Raw genomic sequence first — 3,922 nt, 5'->3', positions numbered from 1 at the left:
AAGATATAACTTTAGATCTCCAATAGAAATGTTTAACCAAAAGTTGCATTTATAAGTTGAATGTACCATTGGCAATTTCTAAATTTGGCTAATTGCAAAATATGAGAAAATGCGGATAAGAAAAAAAGCAAAAAGTCCCGATGGTGAGTCGGGACTTTTTAGTTGCGAAATAATCACTTTTATTACTTCTTTCTGAAGTAAACCCGAACCGGAACTCCTTCAAAATTATACATCTCGCGAAGTCTGTTTTCCAGGAAACGCTTGTACGAATCCGGAATGTACTGAGGCAGGTTACAGAAGAATGCAAATGCCGGAGCATGTGTTGGTAATTGTTGCACGTATTTGATTTTTACGTATTTCCCTTTCAATGATGGCGGTGGATTGCTATCAATAATCGGAAGTAGTTTATCATTCAATTCAGAAGTGGAAATTTTACGCGTACGATTTTCATACACCTCCATTGCTTTTTCCAACGCTTTGTGGATACGTTGTTTCGTAATAGCGGAAGTAAAGATGATCGGAACATCGTTGTAGGGAGCCAGATCATTTCTCAATTTCTTTTCATACTCAACAGCCGTCATGGTGTCTTTCTCCACCAAATCCCATTTATTGACCAATACAACCACTCCTTTGTGGTTTTTTTCGATCATATAATAAATAGTCAGATCTTGTTTTTGAATGCCTTCCGTTGCATCGATCATGAAAATACAGATATCCGAATTTTCAATCGTACGAACCGAACGCAACACGGAATAATATTCGATGTCTTCGGTTACTTTTGCTTTCTTGCGGATTCCGGCCGTATCAATCAGCATGAAATCGAACCCGAAAGCTTTGTAACGCGTATCGATAGAATCTCTTGTTGTTCCGGAAATATTGGTCACGATGTTTCGTTCTTCACCGGTCAAGGCATTGATCATGGATGATTTTCCTACATTCGGTTTTCCAACCACTGCAATGCGGGGCAAGCCTTCTTCCTCTTCACCGCGCGGATCTTCCTTATCGAAGTATTTCACAACTTCATCCAGGATTTCTCCCGTTCCAGAACCATTCGCTGCGGAAAGATCAAACACCTCTCCCAATCCGAATGACCAGAATTCAGCCGACATTCCGACACGGTCGTTGTTGTCCACTTTATTGGCGATTACCAGAATTTTCTTTTTCGTTTTGCGCAAAATAGCTGCAACCGTTTCATCCAGATCCACAATTCCGGTTGTTGCATCCACTACGAACAAAATAACATTTGCTTCTTCAATAGCGATTTCAACCTGCTTGCGGATTTCCCCTTCGAAAATATCTTCCGAACCTTTTACGTAACCTCCGGTGTCGATTACGGAGAACGGAATTCCATTCCATTCGCCCCGACCATAAATACGATCGCGGGTCACACCACTAATTTCTTTTACAATGGCGTGAGAACTTTCGGTTAAGCGGTTGAATAGGGTGGACTTTCCTACATTTGGGCGTCCTACGATGGCAATAATGTTTCCCATTTTTTTGTTTTTAGACGTACTTCACAGCACTGCGTTATAGATAATCCCGGGTTTTAGTACCCGTACTTTTTCAATTTTTGTTCACTGGCTCTCCAGTCTTTGTCCACTTTCACAAAGGTTTCCAGGAATACTTTCTGACCCAGGAAAGCTTCCATATCCAAGCGTGATTCGCGGCCAATGCGTTTCAGCATTTCACCTTTTTTACCGATCAGAATTCCTTTTTGAGAATCGCGTTCCACGATAATCAATGCACGAATGTGCGTGATGGTTTCCGTTTCCTGGTATGATTCAATCTCCACCTGGCAGGCATACGGAACTTCCTTATCACAATGCAGGAAGATCTTTTCACGAATCATTTCTGAAACGAAGAAACGAACCGGACGATCGGATAATTCATCTTTTTCAAAATATGCCGGACCTTCAGGAGCTAATTCCAAAATACGGTCCCAAATCACATTGATATTGAATTTGTGCAAGGCAGAAGTCGGGATAATTTCCGCATTCGGAACCTTGGTTTTCCAATACTGAACCCGTTCTTCCAGTTTTGCCTGGTCTCCCAAATCGATCTTATTCAAAATCAGCAAAACAGGAATGCGCAATTTGATAATGCGTTCCAACGTTTCTTTGTGATTCATTTCAGATTCGGACATGTCCGTAATAAACAACAGGATATCCGCATCTTTGAAGGAACTTTCCACATAACTCATCATTGCTTCGTGCAGCTTGTAAGAAGCATTGACAACTCCCGGAGTATCTGAGAAAACGATCTGATAATCATCTCCGTTCACCAATCCATGGATTCTGTGACGGGTTGTTTGCGCTTTGGAAGTAACGATGGAAAGCTTTTCACCCACTAATCCATTCATAAGGGTCGATTTACCGACATTCGGGCTACCAACAATGTTTACGAAAGCAGATTTGTGAGACATAACTTTGAAATTTTGGTACAAAGATACGCTTCTTATTTTGTTTGTTGCAAATGAGCCCGAATAGTAGGCTTTTTTAAGAAACGATGAACAGAAATCCGATCAATTATTCCAAAGCAGTAGATTAAAGGTGCTGGAGTATTGCATGCCGGAATAATCTTCAAAATATTTCACCGTATAGTTGTATCCGGCTTGGAGCGTCCAGATCATCCGTTTGTTCGAAAACAATTGAATTCCTGCCACCGGTGTAAACTGCATGGAAGAATAATTCCGCTGAAACAACCCGCCGACTTCCAATCCGAAGTAAGGAATAAGGTATTTGCGGTTGCATTTTCCCTCGAAAGAGAGGTTCAACCCGAAATTAACGTTAAAGATGTTTCGGGCAGAATCCTGATTGCTTTTCAGAATACTCAGATTGGCGTACGTTTTTACTCTCGCCGGTCCGCTTTGAGAAGAAAGTTTGTTTTTAGCCTTCGCGTAAATGACAAATTCTGTAACGATTCCCTGGTAAACGCCGAGTTTTGCGCTGTTTTTAGGAGTGTAAACTTTGTACCCGATTCCCGGCATGAAGTAGTCGTCCCATTCTTCCGTTTGGGCGTAAACGGATCGGTTTGTAAGGAACGCAAAAAGGAGGGTGATGAAGAAAAAGTGTTTCATAAGAATGAGATTGAATGAAAAAAGAAAGTCTGCTTACCGGTTGATAAACAGACTTGCTGATGGATATGTGTGATTTAGAATGGTTTCTCTTTAGAGATAGAATCGCGCGTATTCTTTTGAATGGCAATGGCCCCGAATAGTGACAGCACAAATGAAAAGGCAAAGAATCCTTTTTCGCTTCCCCACATGTTGGCATTCCACAAACCGACTACCAGTAAAGCGATAGAAAGTACGGTGCAAAACCAACTGATTCCGTAATACAGGTCGGTAACGGGAATTCCTTCGAGGCGGTCACGCACACTTTTTTGTACGCTGATCACAGAAAACAGTCCGAACATAATAATCGTGAAGTAATATCCTTTTTCACTTAGCTGTAGACCCTGATTTCCGAAAATTCCTGCGAAATATCCGATTAGGCCTGTTCCGAAAGCTACCCAGCTGGCAGCAACAAATGCAAATGAAGGTTTCTGTGTCATCGTTTTAAGTTTTAATGTTTCGACAAAGATGTGAGTTGCTAATAATTTAGTAAAACGGTATAGCAATACTCAAACTGACCTTGTTGCGATTTTCCGTACTGAAGCAGATTTTGCCTGTGACTATGTAGGTTAAGTGTTGGCAGGCTTACCTGGTAATCCGGAATTCGTGAGCGGGAGATAGAAAGAAATCAAAAGTTTTTTCGGTTTTGCTTGCTTATTGATAAAAAGTGCGTATCTTTGCACTCCACTAACGGTAACGACTGTTGGGGAATTGAAATAGCAAGAATCACATAAAAGATATATTGCGGGGTGGAGCAGTTGGTAGCTCGTCGGGCTCATAACCCGAAGGTCGCACGTTCGAGTCGTGTCC

General features: G+C 41.5%; 4 protein-coding genes. All 4 read right to left on the bottom strand.

Features of this window, described 5'->3' with window-relative positions:
• Window positions 1-182 precede the first annotated feature (182 nt).
• Window positions 183-1,493, bottom strand: coding sequence for a ribosome biogenesis GTPase Der (gene der / locus Q1V93_RS17165; protein ID WP_300666369.1), 1,311 nt, complete (start codon window positions 1,491-1,493; stop codon window positions 183-185).
• Between the two features lie 53 nt (window positions 1,494-1,546).
• Window positions 1,547-2,422: a GTPase Era gene (era, locus tag Q1V93_RS17160; protein ID WP_300666367.1), complete on the bottom strand. Its 876-nt coding sequence runs from the start codon at window positions 2,420-2,422 to the stop codon at window positions 1,547-1,549.
• Window positions 2,423-2,521: 99 nt separating this feature from the next.
• Window positions 2,522-3,076, bottom strand: a complete 555-nt coding sequence (locus Q1V93_RS17155; protein WP_300666365.1) for a hypothetical protein — start codon at window positions 3,074-3,076, stop codon at window positions 2,522-2,524.
• Window positions 3,077-3,150: 74 nt separating this feature from the next.
• Window positions 3,151-3,552, bottom strand: a complete 402-nt coding sequence (yiaA, locus tag Q1V93_RS17150; RefSeq protein WP_300666364.1) for an inner membrane protein YiaA — start codon at window positions 3,550-3,552, stop codon at window positions 3,151-3,153.
• Between the last annotated feature and the right edge of the window lie 370 nt (window positions 3,553-3,922).

It is taken from the genome of Fluviicola sp. (genome assembly GCF_030151805.1).
GTDB lineage: Bacteria > Bacteroidota > Bacteroidia > Flavobacteriales_D > Crocinitomicaceae > Fluviicola.
This window is presented reverse-complemented; position numbering and strand designations above follow the sequence as displayed.